This is a genomic window from Mycobacterium sp. E3305, assembly GCF_001666785.1.
Lineage (GTDB): Bacteria > Actinomycetota > Actinomycetes > Mycobacteriales > Mycobacteriaceae > Mycobacterium.
Genome location: NZ_LZJA01000196.1, coordinates 1 through 14,395 on the forward strand (window position 1 = coordinate 1; position 14,395 = coordinate 14,395).

The window sequence follows — 14,395 nt, forward strand, 5'->3', positions numbered from 1 at the left end:
GCTTCCTGCTGAAGCTGAACGTGACTCTGCCGCCACGGGATTCGGAGATCGCCATCCTCGGCCGGCACGCGCACGGCTTCGATCCGCGCGACCTGTCGGCGATAAAACCGGTGGCCGGACCCGCCGAACTGGCAGCCGGGCGCGACGCCGTGCGCAACGTGCTGGTCGCCGACGAGGTGCTGGGGTACATCGTCGACATCGTCGGAGCCACCCGGTCCTCACCCGCGCTGCAGCTCGGCGTCTCGCCGCGCGGGGCCACGGCGCTGCTGGCCACCGCTCGTTCCTGGGCCTGGCTGTCCGGCCGCAACTACGTCACCCCCGACGACGTGAAGGCGATGGCCCGCCCGACGCTGCGGCACCGGGTGATGCTGCGCCCCGAGGCCGAACTCGAAGGGGCCACCCCCGACGGAGTCCTCGACGGAATCTTGGCGTCGGTCCCGGTGCCCCGCTAGTGATCCTGACCGGACGCACCGGGCTGGTCGCGCTGATGTGCGTCCTGCCCATCGCGCTGTCCCCCTGGCCGGCAAGGACTTTCGGAGTACTGCTGGCCACCCTTCTGGCGGTGGTGATCGCGGACATCGGGCTGGCGGCCAGCACCCGCGAGTTGCGCTACGTCCGGTCGCCGGACCGCTCCGCCCGGCTCGCGCAGCAGGTGGACGTCGGACTTCTGATCCACAACGACGGCCGGCGCCGGTTCCGCGGCCAGGTTCGCGACGCGTGGCCGCCCAGCGCGGGCGCGCGGCCGCGCATCCATCCCGTCAACATCCCCGTTGGCCAGCACCAGCACGTCCAGTCCCAACTGCGGCCGGTCCGCCGCGGCGAGCAGCGCGCCGCGGTCGTCACCGCCCGGTCCATCGGCCCACTCGGGCTCGCGGGACGGCAGGGCTCGCAAGCGGTGCCGGGCCTGCTTCGGGTGCTGCCGCCCTTCCTGTCCCGCAAGCACCTGCCGGCGCGACTGGCCAAACTGCGTGAGATCGACGGGCTGCTTCCCACGCTGATCCGCGGGCAGGGAACGGAATTCGACTCACTGCGCGAGTATGTCGTCGGTGACGACGTGCGGTCGATCGACTGGCGCGCCACCGCGCGTCGCGCCGACGTCGTCGTCCGCACCTGGCGTCCCGAACGCGACCGGCGCGTCGTGATCGTGCTGGACACCGGGCGTACCGCGGCGGGCCGGGTGGGCGTCGACCCGACGGCCGCCGACCCCGCCGGCTGGCCCCGCCTGGACTGGTCCATGGATGCCGCGCTGCTGCTGGCGGCGCTCGCGTCGCGGGCGGGTGACCACGTCGACTTCCTCGCCCACGACCGGGTCACCCGCGCCGGCGTTTTCGGGGCGTCGCGCACCGAACTGCTCGCGCACCTCGTGGAGGCGATGGCCCCGTTGCAACCGGCCCTGCTCGAACCGGATTGGACCGCAATGGTTTCCGCCATCGCGCGGCGGGCCCGCCGGCGCTCACTCGTGGTGTTGCTGACCGACCTCAACGCGACCGCCCTCGACGAGGGCCTGCTGCCGGTGTTGCCGCAATTGTCGGCCAAACACCACCTCATGGTGGCGGCCGTCGCCGACCCACGGGTCGACCAAATGGCCGCCGGGCGTTCGGATCCCGCCGCCGTCTACGACGCGGCGGCCGCGGAACGGTCCCGCAATGACCGCCGCGCGATCGCCACGCGGCTGCGCCGCAGCGGGGTGGAGGTCGTCGACGCCCCACCCACCGAGCTGGCGCCCGCCCTTGCCGACCGCTACCTGGCGATGAAGGCCACCGGCCGGCTTTAGCGCCGAGCAGCGGCGTCAGGAGAAGGCGGGCAATCGGCGCTAGCCGGTGGGTACCACGTCGGGCGCGTCCTCGATGTCACCGGTCTCACCGGCCCGCACGGCGCGGCGACCGAAATACACGATGTAGGCGAGGAAAGCCACCTCGGCGATGACCCCGATGCCAACCCGAACGAAAGTCGGCAGCGGCGAGGGCGTGACCAGCGCCTCGATCAGCCCCGAGACCAACAGCACGCCGGCCAGCCCGATCGCGACCGACACCACGGCGCGGCCCTGTTCGGCGAGCGCCTGGCCGCGCGGCCGGTCGCCGGGCGCGATCACCGACCACCCCAACCGCATGCCGGCGGCACCGGCCAGGAACACCGCCGTGAGCTCGAGCAGCCCGTGCGGTATCAGCAGCCCGAGCAGCAGGCCACCCTTGCCGGCCTGGAACATCAGCCCCGAGATCAGTCCCAGGTTGGCGGCGTTCTGGAAGAGCACGAACGGAATCGGCAGTCCCAGCAGGACCGACGACGCGATGCACTGCGCGGACACCCAGGAGTTGTTCACCCAGATCTGCAGGGCGAACGCGGCGGCGGGATGTTCGCTGTAGTAGGCCGCGATGTCGTGGTTCACCAATTGTTCGATGTCGCTTGGGGTTCCGGCGGCCGACTGCACCTCCGGATTGCCGGCCACCCAGAAGGCGATGATCACGGCCACGGCGTAGAACGCCACGGCGGTGCCCAGCCACCACCGCCACGACCGGTAGGCGACCACCGGGAAGGACACCGCCCAAAACCGCACGAAGGTACTGCTCAACGGAGCATGCGCGCCGGTCACCACGGAACGGGCGCGCGCAACCAGGCTCGAGAGCCGACCGATCAACAGCGAGTCCGACGACGCCGAGCGCAGCGTAGAGAGGTGGGTGGACACCCGCTGATAGAGCTCCACCAGCTCGTCGACTTCGGCGCCGGTCAGTGAGCGTCGTTTCCCGACCAGCCGGTCCAGGCGGTCCCAGGTGCCGCGATGGGCCAGCACGAATGCGTCGACGTCCACCCTGCGCAGCCTAATCGCCCTGTAGCGTTCGGTGTTATGTCGGAGGTGGTGACCGGCGACGCGGTCGTGCTCGACGTGCAGATCGCCCAGTTGCCGGTGCGGGCGTTGAGCGCACTGATCGATATCGCCGTGATGGTCGTCTGCTACCTGCTCGGACTGATGTTGTGGGCCGCCACGCTCACCCAGTACGACTCGGCGCTGAGCACCGCCGTGCTGCTAATCTTCACCGTGCTAGTGCTCGTCGGCTATCCGGTGACGCTCGAAACGGCAACGCGCGGACGGTCGGTGGGCAAGATCGCGATGGGCCTGCGGGTGGTGTCCGACGACGGCGGCCCAGAACGGTTCCGGCAGGCACTGTTTCGGGCACTGGCGGCGGTGGTGGAGATCTGGATGCTGTTCGGGAGTCCGGCCGTCATCTGCAGCATCCTGTCCCCGAAGGCCAAGCGAATCGGCGACATCTTCGCCGGCACCGTGGTCGTGAACGAACGCGGGCCCCGCCTGGGTCCCCCTCCCGTGATGCCGCCGTCGCTCGCCTGGTGGGCCTCGTCTTTGCAACTTTCCGGCCTGTCCCCGGGCCAAGCCGAGGTTGCACGCCAATTCCTCTCGCGTGCACCGCAACTCGATCGCCAGCTACGCCACCAGATGGCATACCGCATCGCCGGCGACGTGGTGTCTTGCATCGCGCCGCCGCCCCCGCCGGGCGCCCCGCCGGAATTGGTGCTCGCCGCCGTGCTCGCCGAACGGCACCGCCGGGAACTCGCACGGCTGCGTCCCGCGATGCCGCAGGCGGTCCCCGCACCGTGGTCAGCCTGGCCGCCGGCGCCGCCGCCGCAGGCCGTCCCGTGGCCGGACCAGGGCGCCGCGCACCAGGCGCCGGCGAATCCCGCGCCGGGCGGTTTCTCACCGCCGAGCTGACGGGTGCGCTAGCCGGAGACGCTTGCCGCCATGAGCAGGACGTCGGCGATCAACAGCGCCCAGCCGAGCAGGGGAACCGCGATCCCACCGCGACGCTTGGCGGTGAACAGCGAAATGACGATGACCACGACGGCGACAGCAGGGGCGCCGTAGAACGCGGTCCCGAAATCGATTCCCCCATGGCCCAGGTTCGGGCAACTGCGGTCGGAGCAACCGCCGGTACTCATCACCGCGCCCAGCGCGAAAAGCATCACGATGGCGGCGGCGGGCACCATGGCCAGCGCCAGGGCCCAGTTGACCCACGGCCATACGTTGCGGCCGCCACTTCTGGGACCGCTGCCGCCCCGCGCGGGGTCGGTCGGGCTGGAGGTTCCGCTGCCCACCGCGAGGTTGGAGTTATCAGCGTTCATCCCAGAGTTCCTACCCGCCGCCCGTCGGGCGCAAACCGGGCGGGCGACGCGAGCAGCGGCCGGCATGGTCGCCGAACCGCAGGTCATCGGGGTTCACTCGGGCCGTCTTCAAGGCAACCGTTGCATCGCGATCGTTTCCGATATATCGTGATACTTCGAAGCGCACAGACGGTGCGCTACCCCGAGAACATGAGGACAACAAACATGAGCAATCCATTCACTCCACCCGTCGGACCGTTCGCCGGTCAGGGCTTCGGCTTCGGCACCGGCCCGGTCCAACGGCGCGCCCTGCACGGCGCCCGGCGCCAAGCCCGGCGCGAATTCTTCGAACACCTGCGCGACCACGCCGGGGACCAGGGCTTCGGCCCCGGTTTCGGTCCGGGCTTCGGCCCGGGTTTCGGCCCCGGATTCGGTCCGGGTTTCGGTTTCGGCCCGGGCGGCCGGCGCGGCGGATGGCGGCGCGGCGGCCCCGGTCGCGGCAAGCGCGGTGACGTCCGCGCGGCCATCCTGGCGCTGCTCGCCGAGCGGCCGATGCACGGCTACGAGATGATCCAGCAGATCGCCGAACGCAGTAACGGACTCTGGAAGCCCAGCCCCGGTTCGGTCTACCCGACGCTGCAGTTGCTGACCGACGAGGGCCTGATCACCGCGAGCGAGAGCGAGGGCAGCAAGAAGCTGTTCGAGCTGACCGACGAGGGCCGCACGGCGGCCGAGAAGGTGGAGACCCCGCCGTGGGACGAGATCGCCGAAGGGGCCGACCCGGGTCACATGAACCTGCGGGCGGCCGTCGGCCAGCTGTTCGGCGCGGTCGCGCAGTCCGCGCACACCGCCACCGCCGAGCAGCAACAGCGCATCGTCGAGATCCTCAACAACGCGCGACGCGAGGTCTACGGCATCCTCGGCGAAGACTGAGCCCGTAGCACACAGCGGACCCTGGATCAGGTCACGTCGACCCAGTCCAGGGTCCGCTGCACCGCCTTGCGCCAACCCGCGTAGCCGGCGGCGCGCTGCTCGTCGGTCCAGGCCGGCGTCCACCGCTTGTCTTCGTGCCAGTTCGCCCGCAGGTCGGACGGACCGGCCCAGAACCCCACCGCCAAACCCGCTGCATAGGCCGCGCCCAGCGCGGTCGTTTCGGCCACCACCGGCCGCACCACGTCGACCCCGAGCACGTCGGCCTGAATCTGCATGCAGAGGTCATTGGCGGTGATGCCGCCGTCCACCTTCAAAACCTCAAGGCGCACACCGGAATCCGCCGCCATCGCGTCCACCACGTCGCGGCTCTGGTAGCAGATCGCCTCCAGCGTCGCGCGGGCGAGGTGCGCGTTGGTGTTGAACCGCGACAGCCCCACGATCGCGCCCCGGGCGTCGGATCGCCAATAGGGCGCGAACAGCCCGGAGAACGCCGGGACGAAATAGACCCCGCCGTTGTCGGTTACCTGACGCGCCAACGACTCGCTTTGCGCGGCACCGCTGATGATGCCCAACTGGTCGCGCAGCCACTGCACGGCGGCCCCGGTGACCGCGATCGAGCCTTCGAGCGCGTAAACGGGTTTGGCGTCGCCGAACTGGTAACAGACGGTGGTCAACAGCCCGTTGTCCGATCGCACGATCGTCTCGCCGGTGTTGAGCAACAGGAAGTTTCCGGTGCCGTAGGTGTTTTTCGCCTCCCCTTCCGACAGGCACACCTGGCCCACCATCGCGGCATGCTGGTCACCGAGGACCCCGGTGATCGGCACCTCGCCACCGACGGGCCCGGTTGCTGCGGAGACGCCGTACGGCTGCGGCGACGACGACGGCGCGATCGCCGGCAGCATCGCACGCGGGATGGCGAAGAATGACAGCAACTCGTCGTCCCAGTCCAGGGTTTCGAGGTCCATCAGCATGGTCCGGCTGGCGTTGGTCACGTCGGTCACGTGCACGCCGCCGCGCGGGCCGCCGGTCAGATTCCACAGCACCCAGGTGTCCGGGGTGCCGAACAGCGCGTCGCCGCTTTCGGCCGCCTCCCGCACCCCGTCGACGTTCTCCAAGATCCACTGCAATTTGCCACCGGCGAAGTACGTCGCCGGCGGCAGGCCCGCCTTGCGGCGGATCACGTCGCCGTGGCCGTCGCGTTCCAGCGCCGAAGCGATGCGGTCGGTGCGGGTGTCCTGCCAGACGATGGCGTTGTAATAGGGCCGCCCGGTGCGCCGATTCCACACCAGCGTGGTCTCCCGCTGATTCGTGATACCAAGGGCAGCAATGTCTTTGGCGGTCAGGTTGGCGCGGTTCAACACCGACATCAGCACCGACGAGGTACGCTCCCAGATCTCCACCGGGTCGTGCTCGACCCAACCGGCACGGGGCAGGATCTGTTCGTGCTCGAGCTGATGCCGAGCGACCTCGGTGCCGTCGTGATCGAAGATCATGCAGCGGGTGCTGGTGGTTCCCTGGTCGATGGCGGCGACGAAGTCGGACACGTCAGGAGTCCATCATGGTCTGCCCGACTCGACAAGCGGCCGGGTTGCTTGCGTTACCGGCGGTAACCCTGTTCCATCGGCGGTGTGGGCGAAGAGGTCAAGCGCACCACGTACACCAGCGCACATCGTCGGGAGTACCAGCGCAAGCTTGAACTTTGCCTGGACGTCCTGGAAACGATGCTCGCGCAGTCGCACTTCGACTCCGACAAGCCGCTCACCGGCATGGAGATCGAGTGCAACCTGGTCGACGCCGATTATCAGCCGGCGATGTCGAACCGCGATGTGCTGGACGCCATCGGGGACCCGGCGTTCCAGCCGGAATTGGGCGCCTACAACATCGAATTCAACGTGCCACCCCACGCCCTGCCCGGACACACCGCGCTGGACCTCGAAGGTGAGGTGCGGGCCAGCCTGAACGACGCCGAGATCAAGGCCGGCCTGGGCGGCGCGCACATCGTGATGATCGGAATCCTGCCCACGCTGATGCCCGAGCATCTGGCCACCGGCTGGATGAGCGACTCGCGCCGGTATGCCGCGCTCAACGAGTCGATCTTCACCGCCCGCGGCGAGGACATCCCGATCAACATCTCCGGCCCCGAACCGCTGAGCTGGCAGGCCGTGTCGATAGCGCCCGAATCCGCCTGCACCAGCATCCAATTGCATCTGCAGGTCGCGCCGGAGACATTCGCCGCCAACTGGAACGCGGCCCAGGCGGTGGCCGGGCCGCAGCTCGCGCTGGGCGCCAACTCGCCATACTTCTTCGGCCACCAGTTGTGGGCCGAGACGCGCATCGAGCTGTTCACGCAGTCCACCGACACCCGGCCCGAGGAGCTGAAGTCCCAGGGGGTGCGGCCGCGGGTGTGGTTCGGCGAACGGTGGATCTCCTCGGTCCTCGACCTGTACCAGGAGAACATCCGCTACTTCCCTCCCCTGCTGCCCGAGGTGTCCGACGAGGATCCGCTCGCCGAGCTGGCCGCCGGGCGGGCACCGCGGCTGTCCGAGATGCGGCTGCACAGCGGCACCGTGTACCGGTGGAACCGGCCGGTCTACGACGTGGTCGACGGGCGACCGCACCTGCGGCTGGAGAATCGGGTGTTGCCGGCCGGGCCGACCGTGGTGGACATGCTGGCGAATTCGGCCTTCTTCTACGGACTGCTGCGTAGTCTGTCCGAGGACACCGATCCCGTGTGGGCGAGCATGGATTTCACTGCGGCACAAGCCAATTTTCTCGAGGCGGCGCGCAACGGCATCGACGCCCGGCTGCAGTGGCCGGGCCTGGGCGAGGTGGCGGCGACCACGCTGGTGCTCGACACGTTGCTGCCGATCGCCGACGATGGGCTGCGCCGCTGGGGCGTGGACGCGGAGGTGCGCGATCGCTTCCTGGGGGTCATCGAGGGCCGCGCGAGGACCGGCCGCAACGGCGCCGGCTGGCAGGTGGCCACCGTGCGCACGCTGGAAGATGCAGGTATGACCCGGCCCGCAGCGCTGGCCGAGATGCTGCGCCGGTACTGCGAGCACATGCACGCCAACGAGCCGGTGCACACCTGGGAGTCCTGACCGCGGGGGTACGTTGAAACCATGCCCGACGATCAGGTCATGGACTGGGACAGCGCCTACCGCGAGCAGGCCCATTTCGAAGGCCCGCCGCCGTGGAACATCGGTGAGCCGCAACCGGAGCTGGCCGCTCTCGTCGCCGCCGGCAGGTTTCGCAGCGACGTGCTGGACGCCGGCTGCGGGGTCGCCGAGCTGTCGTTGGCGCTCGCCGCCCAGGGCTACACGGTGGTCGGTGTCGACCTGACGCCGACCGCGGTCGCGGCGGCCGCCAAGGCCGCCCAGGAGCGGGGCTTGACGACCGCCAGCTTCGTGCAGGCGGACATCACGTCGTTCAGCGGCTATGACGGCCGCTTCTCCACGGTCGTCGATTCCACGCTGTTTCATTCGCTGCCCGTCGAGGGCCGCGACGGCTACCTGAGCTCCATCCACCGCGCGGCCGCGCCGGGCGCCAGCTTGTTCGTCTTGGTGTTCGCCAAGGGCGCCTTTCCCGCCGAAATGCAACCGAAGCCCAACGAAGTCGACGAGGACGAATTGCGCGCGGCGGTGAGCAAGTACTGGGAGGTCGACGAGATCCGCCCGGCCTACATCCTGTCGAATGTCGTCGAGATTCCCGATGCTCCCTTCGAATTCCCGCCGCATGAACGCGACGACAGGGGCCGGATCAAGATGCCCGCCTACCTGCTGACGGCGCACAAGGCGGGCTAGTTTTCAGGCCGACGTCGCCGCGGTCGCGGCGATCAGCGCCTCGGCGAAGGTCTCCAGATCGCCGGCCGTGGTGTCGAGGTGTGGCGAGAGCCTCAGCACCGGCCCGGCCAGCTGCAGGGGCGCCCGCTGCACGCCGACGAAGGTGATCAGGATCCGCCGCTCGGCCAGCAGCCACGACTGCACCACTTGCGGGTCGGCGCCGTCGACGGGCGCCAGCGTGGTGATCGCGCTCGGCTCGTCGACCTCTTCGACCACCGCCCAGCCGGGCACGTCGGCCAGCGCCCGGCGGCTCGCGGCGCCCAGCTCGGCCAGCCGCCCGCGCACCGCCTCCGGCCCGTACGCCAGATGCTCGCCTAACGCCAGCGAGAATCCTAGGCGCGCCGCGACATTGGCTTCACCGAACTCAAGCTGCTGGGCCACCGAGAACGACCCCGCGAGCCAATCCGGCGCCGCCAGCCGCGGCCGCAGGCCCGCCATCAGCTCCCGGCGCACCGCGAGGGCCCCGACCCCGCGCGGCCCGGCGATCCACTTGCGCGACGACGCGTAGGTCACGTCGGCGCCGACCGCGCAGTCCACCTGGCCCAGCGCCTGCGCGGCGTCGACCACGAGCGGCAGCCCCATCTCGCGGCACAGTTGCGCCACCATTGGCAGCGGTTGCACCACACCGCTGTGGCTGCCGACAGCGGTCAGGTGGACCAAATCGGGGGGGTCGGCCTCCAGCGCCATCGCCGCGTCGTCGAGCGCCAACCGGCCATCCCCGAGCGTCGGCAGCAGCTGACGGTCGAATCCATGGGCGGCCAGCAGCGCGAGGTTGGGGCCGTACTCACCCGGCAGGCACGCCACCTTGCGGCGCCCCGCCGGCCAGGCGCCGAGCAGCAGGTCGAGGGCGTTCAGGGAGCCCGTTGTGAACACCACCTCGGCGTCGGGCATGCCGGCCAGCGCGGCGAACGCCACCCGTCCGGCGTCGAGCGCGGGTGCGGCCGCCTCGGCCGCGACGTAGCCGCCGACTTCGGACTCGTTGCGCGCGTGCTGGGCGGCGGCGTCGATCACGGAAAGGCTTTGGCGCGAACACGCCGCGCTGTCCAGGTGCAGCCCGGCCGCCGGCAGGCGGGCCGCCCGCCACCGGTCAGCCAGCGAACCCGCGGGCGTCACTTCACGGCCAGCGACAACCCGAAGTCACCCGCGGCGTCCGTCCACCATCGGGTGGGACGCAACCCCACGCCGGTCAATTCGGCGCTCACCCCGTCCGGGCGGAACTTGCACGACACCTCGGTGAGCATCTCCTCGCCGGCCGCGAAATCCACGGTCAGGTCGAGCGCGTCGACGCGGACCCGCTGGGCGTGGCCGGCGCGCAACCACATCTCGATGCGCTCCTCGTCGGCGTTCCAGCGCGCCACGTGTTGGTATGCCTCGACGTCGAAGTCGGCGTCGAGTTGCCGGTTGATCACCGCCAGCACATTGCGATTGAACGCCGCGGTCACCCCGGCCGAGTCGTCATAGGCCCGCACCAGCCGGTGAATGTCCTTGATCAGATCCGTCCCGAGCAGCAGGCTGTCGCCCGGCCGCATCTGGGCGGACAGGCTCGAGAGGAACTCCGCGCGCGGCCCTGGCGTCAGGTTGCCGATCGTGGACCCCAGGAACACGAAGAGGCGACGCCCGCCGGTCGGGATCTCGGTCAGATGTTCCTCGAAATCGCCGCAGACGGCATTGATTTCGACGCCCACGTATTCCCGTTGGATGGCCGCAGCGGCCGTCGAGAGGATGCCGGCGTCGACGTCGAACGGGACGAACCTGCGCAACGATCCGCGGGCGCGCAGCGCGTCGAGCAGCAGCCGGGTCTTCTCCGAGGTTCCACTGCCGAGCTCCACCAGGGTGTCGGCCTCGCTGGCCGCCGCCACTTCGCCCGACCGGGCGCGCAAGATCTCGGCCTCGGCGCGGGTGGGATAGTACTCGGGCAGCCGCGTGATCTGATCGAACAGATGGCTGCCCAGCGAATCGTAGAACCACTTGGGCGGCAACGACTTCGGCGTCCGCTGCAGGCCGTCGAACACGTCACGGCGCAACGCCTGGTGCGCGGAGTCGGCGGCCAGGTGGTTGGACAGTGTCAGCGTCATCGATAACCTTCCGAGTGATCCAGCGGGGTCAGCGCCACACCCGTCGCGGTGACCTCGACGAGGTGGCAGTCCGGCACTTCCGCCCAACCGGGGTCGTCGTCGTAGGGCTCGCTGGCCAGGACGACACCATCGGCGCGGCGCAGGATCGACAGCGTGTCTCCCCAGGCCGTCGCCAGCAGGCGAGAACCGTTGGCGGCAAGGATGTTCAGCCGCGCGTTCGGGTCGGCGGCCGCGATCTCGGTGATCGTCTCGCCGAGCGCATCGAGGCCGCGCTCGAAGATGGCCGCCGCGAGTAGCGCACTGTCACAGACCGATTCGGCCCGCGAGGTCGGGGGCAACACGGCGCGGTCGACAACTCCGTTGTGCGACAACAGCCATTGGCCGTCGGTGAACGGCGCCGTCGCGCTGACGTCGATAGGCATCCCGACCGTCGCCGAGCGCACCGCGGCCACCACGCAGTGGCTGCGCAGCGCGGGCGCGACGGAGTCGAACGACGCGTCACCCCACAGCGGCGCCGGGCTGCGCCAGCGGCGGGGAACTTGCCGCTCCGCAGCGACATCGAAAAACCCGACACCCCAGCCGTCGGCGTTGAGCAGGCCGTGCTTCTGCCGGCGCGGGGCGTACGACTGCACCCGCAGGCCCGACGGGGGGTCCAGCACAAGCGAGGAGACGGTGACGTCGGCCCCGAGCCAACCGAGGTGGCGGCACATCAGGCGAAATCCTCGGCGTCCCAAGCCAACCGGACACCGGAGAAGATCTGGCGCCGGATCGGGTGGTCCCAGTTGCGGAAGCTCGGCCGCAGGATGCTGGGCTCCACGGCCCACGAGCCGCCACGCAGCACCCGGTAGTCGCCGTCGAAGAACGGCTGGGAATAGCGCTCGTAGATCATCGGGACGAAGCCGGGCCAGGGCCGCAGCGGGGACGCGGTCCACTCCCAGACGTCGCCGAGCATCTGCTCGGCCCCGTACGCCGAGGCGCCGGCCGGGTAGGCGCCGACGGGCGCCGGGCGCAACGCCCCGCCGCCCAGGTTGGCCAGTGCGTCGGACGGGGGCTGCGACCCCCACGGGTAGCGGCGCCGACGGCCGGTGGCCGGATCCCACGCGCAGGCCTTCTCCCATTCGATCTCGGTGGGCAGCCGCGCGCCGGCCCAGGCGGCGTAGGCCTCGGCCTCGAAGAAGGTGACGTGCTGCACCGGTTCGTCGGCCGGGATGTCTTCGACGTGGCCGAACCGGGTGCGCGTCCGCGCGTCGGGGCTCCAGAACTGCGGCGCCGTGAGGCCCGCACGCCGGCGATGCTCCCAACCGCGCTCCGACCACCAGCGTGGCTGCCGGTATCCGCCGTCTTCCACGAAGTGCCGCCACTCGCCGTTGGTGACCGGCACCCGGCCGAGCCGGAACGAGGGCACGTCGACGACGTGGGCGGGCCGCTCGTTGTCCAGCGAGTACGGTTCGCTCGCCGCGTCGACGCCCAGCACGAACGGGCCGGCGGGCACCAGCACCGAGGTGCCGGCCACGCCTGGCCGGCCGGCCGGCAAGGCCGCGGTGTCGCGCAGCAGCGGGGCGCCGCTGCGGAGGTTCAACGCCTGCAGCATGGTTTCGTCGTGCTGGTTCTCGTGGCTGATCACCAACGCGAACGGGAAGCTGTCGGCATCCTCGGGTAGGGCGTCGAGGGCGTCGAGGGCGGCCGAGCGCACCGTCCGGCAATAAGCCCGCGCGCGATCCGGTGACAGCAGCGGCAGCTCGACGCGGCTCGCGCGGGAGTGCACGAAGGCGTCGTACAGGCCTTCGACGGCAGGCGGCAACATGCCCGGCCGACCGGGGTCGCCGGCCCGCAGCAGCCAGAACTCCTCTTGCTGACCGATGTGCGCGAGGTCCCACACCAGCGGGCTCATCAGGGGGTCGTACTGCCGGTACAGTTCGGCGTCGTCGAACTCGACCAGCCGCAACGTTCGCGTCCGCGCCCGCGCCAGATCGTCGGCGAGACCCGCCCGGCATTCATCCGCGGACGTCACAGCCCCCCTTGGGCCAGGCGCGCCACGGTGGGCGCGATGCCGTGCTGGATCACCTGATCGGAGAAGTCGTCGCCGGGACATCGGCACCGTTCGACGGCGTCGACCAGCCGCTGCATCGACTCGCCGAGCTCGGGCGGCGCCAGCTCGGCGGCGATCGCCACGCACTGGTTGGCCGCGGCGTACAGCCGCCGGTCCCGCAGGCCCACCCGGGCCGCGGTGTCCCATGCGGTGGCCACGGGTTCGACTGCCTCGGCCGCTGTCTCGGCCGCGACGGGGTCGTCGAGCAGGGCCGTCAGCGTGAACACCACGGCCGGCCAGAACTCGTCCGGCACGCTGTCGAGATAGCGGATCTCCAGCCACTGCCTTGGGCGCACCGGCGGGAACAGGGTGGTCAGGTGGTATTCCAGGTCGGCGACGGTGGGACGGCGATCGCCGAGCAACACCCGGCCGTCCACCCAGTCGGCGAAGGGCACCCAGTGCGTGACCGCGGCGGCGTCCGGGGCGTGTACCAGCATCACCGGCGCCTTGAGCGCGTAGCGCGCCCAGTCGGTGCCGGGGTCGTCGCCGCTGGCGCCCAGGACCGGCCCGCATCGTGCCGCGTCCATCTGGCCCCACACCCACTGCCGGGTGGAGGCCCACCCGGTGAACTCGCCGCGCAGCATCGGGGAGTTCGCGGCGATCGCGATCATGGTGGGTCCCAGCGCGTGCGCCAGCCGCACGCGCGCCGCCCAGCCGGCCCGCGGCCCCGCGTCGAGGTTGACCTGGATGGACGCTGTGGACGTCATCATCGCCGAGCCCGCGTCGCCCGAGCGGCTGGACGCGAAGAACTGCTCCATGGCGCGGTAACGCGCGCCCGGGTTGATTCGCTTGGGTGGCCGCAGCGGGTCCGCGCCGAGGAATACCAGACCCAGGCCGGCGTCGGCGAACGCCGACCGCAGCGCGGCCTGATCGCGCCGCATCGCGTCGATGGCGCTGACCACGCCGTCAGCCGGCGGGCCGGACAGCTCCACCGCACCGCCGGGCTCCACCGTGACCCGGCTGCCGCCCGGCAACTCGGGCAGGCGCCCCAACACCTCGCCGATCTCGTCCCAGCCGGGCCTGCGATGCGGGTCCGCCGGGTCGTGGCAGTGGCCCTCCATCTCGAGACCAACGCGGCCCAGCGGGGCGTCCACCAAGCAGCCGTCGGCGATGTAACGCGCGGCGGCTTGGGAATCGGCCATCTCCGCACCGGCCAGCTCGGAGCCGGCGGTAGTGATGGCGGCGAACGTCATATCACTATCCCTTCGGGCCTGAGCAAGCCTGAACACGCGTCTGCGAACCTGTCCCCGTACCCGACTAAGGGAACGGTGACCGCCACTTCTTCATCTAGCAGATGGCCCCGACATATTCCCGTTCGCGCTACTTTTCAAGCCTGCCCGACCCGG

The 14,395-nt window shown here is 70.5% G+C and carries 14 protein-coding genes; 6 read left to right on the top strand and 8 right to left on the bottom strand.

Annotation, left to right across the window (positions count from 1 at the left end):
- Both A5701_RS18060 and A5701_RS18065 read left to right on the top strand, forming a co-directional pair.
- Window positions 1-452 (top strand): MoxR family ATPase (locus tag A5701_RS18060; RefSeq protein WP_197505010.1); only part of this gene is annotated, 452 nt, incomplete at its 5' end.
- Window positions 452-1,774 (top strand): DUF58 domain-containing protein, encoded by a 1,323-nt coding sequence (locus A5701_RS18065; protein WP_067756642.1) that lies wholly within the window; start codon window positions 452-454, stop codon window positions 1,772-1,774. The genes A5701_RS18060 and A5701_RS18065, both read left to right, overlap by 1 nt.
- A gap of 39 nt (window positions 1,775-1,813) precedes the next feature.
- Here the strand turns inward: A5701_RS18065 and A5701_RS18070 are convergent, their stop codons facing one another.
- Window positions 1,814-2,806 carry a stage II sporulation protein M gene (locus A5701_RS18070; protein WP_067756645.1) on the bottom strand — a complete coding sequence of 331 codons (993 nt, stop codon included), beginning with the start codon at window positions 2,804-2,806 and terminating at the stop codon, window positions 1,814-1,816.
- A 36-nt stretch (window positions 2,807-2,842) separates the two neighbouring features.
- Here A5701_RS18070 and A5701_RS18075 point away from each other — a divergent pair, with 36 nt between their 5' ends.
- Window positions 2,843-3,721 (top strand): RDD family protein, encoded by an 879-nt coding sequence (locus A5701_RS18075; protein WP_067756648.1) that lies wholly within the window; start codon window positions 2,843-2,845, stop codon window positions 3,719-3,721.
- Between the two features lie 8 nt (window positions 3,722-3,729).
- Here the strand turns inward: A5701_RS18075 and A5701_RS18080 are convergent, their stop codons facing one another.
- Complete coding sequence (locus tag A5701_RS18080) at window positions 3,730-4,131, bottom strand: hypothetical protein (RefSeq protein ID WP_067756651.1); 402 nt, start codon at window positions 4,129-4,131, stop codon at window positions 3,730-3,732.
- Window positions 4,132-4,335: 204 nt separating this feature from the next.
- Here A5701_RS18080 and A5701_RS18085 point away from each other — a divergent pair, with 204 nt between their 5' ends.
- Window positions 4,336-5,043 carry a PadR family transcriptional regulator gene (locus A5701_RS18085; protein WP_067756721.1) on the top strand — a complete coding sequence of 236 codons (708 nt, stop codon included), beginning with the start codon at window positions 4,336-4,338 and terminating at the stop codon, window positions 5,041-5,043.
- Between the two features lie 26 nt (window positions 5,044-5,069).
- Here the strand turns inward: A5701_RS18085 and glpK are convergent, their stop codons facing one another.
- A complete protein-coding gene (gene glpK, locus A5701_RS18090) occupies window positions 5,070-6,536 on the bottom strand; it encodes a glycerol kinase GlpK (protein WP_067756725.1) in 1,467 nt (488 codons plus the stop codon).
- A 135-nt stretch (window positions 6,537-6,671) separates the two neighbouring features.
- Here glpK and A5701_RS18095 point away from each other — a divergent pair, with 135 nt between their 5' ends.
- Window positions 6,672-8,144 carry a glutamate--cysteine ligase gene (locus A5701_RS18095; protein ID WP_067756654.1) on the top strand — a complete coding sequence of 491 codons (1,473 nt, stop codon included), beginning with the start codon at window positions 6,672-6,674 and terminating at the stop codon, window positions 8,142-8,144.
- 21 nt (window positions 8,145-8,165) lie between these two features.
- Window positions 8,166-8,846 (top strand): class I SAM-dependent methyltransferase, encoded by a 681-nt coding sequence (locus A5701_RS18100; RefSeq protein ID WP_067756657.1) that lies wholly within the window; start codon window positions 8,166-8,168, stop codon window positions 8,844-8,846.
- A 3-nt stretch (window positions 8,847-8,849) separates the two neighbouring features.
- On the opposite strand, the gene egtE is transcribed toward A5701_RS18100, so the two are convergent.
- Genes egtE through egtA form a run of 5 tightly spaced genes read right to left on the bottom strand, consistent with a single transcriptional unit; the run spans window position 8,850 to window position 14,242 of the window.
- Window positions 8,850-9,998: an ergothioneine biosynthesis PLP-dependent enzyme EgtE gene (gene egtE / locus A5701_RS18105; RefSeq protein WP_067756659.1), complete on the bottom strand. Its 1,149-nt coding sequence runs from the start codon at window positions 9,996-9,998 to the stop codon at window positions 8,850-8,852.
- Window positions 9,995-10,960 carry an L-histidine N(alpha)-methyltransferase gene (egtD, locus tag A5701_RS18110; RefSeq protein ID WP_067756662.1) on the bottom strand — a complete coding sequence of 322 codons (966 nt, stop codon included), beginning with the start codon at window positions 10,958-10,960 and terminating at the stop codon, window positions 9,995-9,997. Before egtD ends, egtE begins: the two co-directional genes overlap by 4 nt.
- Window positions 10,957-11,670, bottom strand: a complete 714-nt coding sequence (gene egtC / locus A5701_RS18115) for an ergothioneine biosynthesis protein EgtC (protein WP_067756665.1) — start codon at window positions 11,668-11,670, stop codon at window positions 10,957-10,959. The genes egtD and egtC overlap by 4 nt, the downstream gene beginning before the upstream one ends.
- Window positions 11,670-12,971 (bottom strand): ergothioneine biosynthesis protein EgtB, encoded by a 1,302-nt coding sequence (egtB, locus tag A5701_RS18120; protein WP_067756667.1) that lies wholly within the window; start codon window positions 12,969-12,971, stop codon window positions 11,670-11,672. Before egtB ends, egtC begins: the two co-directional genes overlap by 1 nt.
- Window positions 12,968-14,242, bottom strand: coding sequence for an ergothioneine biosynthesis glutamate--cysteine ligase EgtA (gene egtA / locus A5701_RS18125; protein WP_067756670.1), 1,275 nt, complete (start codon window positions 14,240-14,242; stop codon window positions 12,968-12,970). The genes egtB and egtA overlap by 4 nt, the downstream gene beginning before the upstream one ends.
- Window positions 14,243-14,395 lie beyond the last annotated feature (153 nt).

Excerpts from the sequence above, each read along its gene's own strand:
- A5701_RS18075 (WP_067756648.1), top strand. The coding sequence starts at position 2,843 with ATGTCGGAGGTGGTGACCGGCGACGCGGTCGTGCTCGACGTGCAGATC.
- A5701_RS18080 (WP_067756651.1), bottom strand. The coding sequence starts at position 4,131 with ATGAACGCTGATAACTCCAACCTCGCGGTGGGCAGCGGAACCTCCAGC.
- A5701_RS18085 (WP_067756721.1), top strand. The coding sequence starts at position 4,336 with ATGAGCAATCCATTCACTCCACCCGTCGGACCGTTCGCCGGTCAGGGC.
- glpK (WP_067756725.1), bottom strand. The coding sequence starts at position 6,536 with ATGATCTTCGATCACGACGGCACCGAGGTCGCTCGGCATCAGCTCGAG.
- A5701_RS18100 (WP_067756657.1), top strand. The coding sequence starts at position 8,166 with ATGCCCGACGATCAGGTCATGGACTGGGACAGCGCCTACCGCGAGCAG.
- egtD (WP_067756662.1), bottom strand. The coding sequence starts at position 10,960 with ATGACGCTGACACTGTCCAACCACCTGGCCGCCGACTCCGCGCACCAG.
- egtC (WP_067756665.1), bottom strand. The coding sequence starts at position 11,670 with ATGTGCCGCCACCTCGGTTGGCTCGGGGCCGACGTCACCGTCTCCTCG.
- egtA (WP_067756670.1), bottom strand. The coding sequence starts at position 14,242 with ATGACGTTCGCCGCCATCACTACCGCCGGCTCCGAGCTGGCCGGTGCG.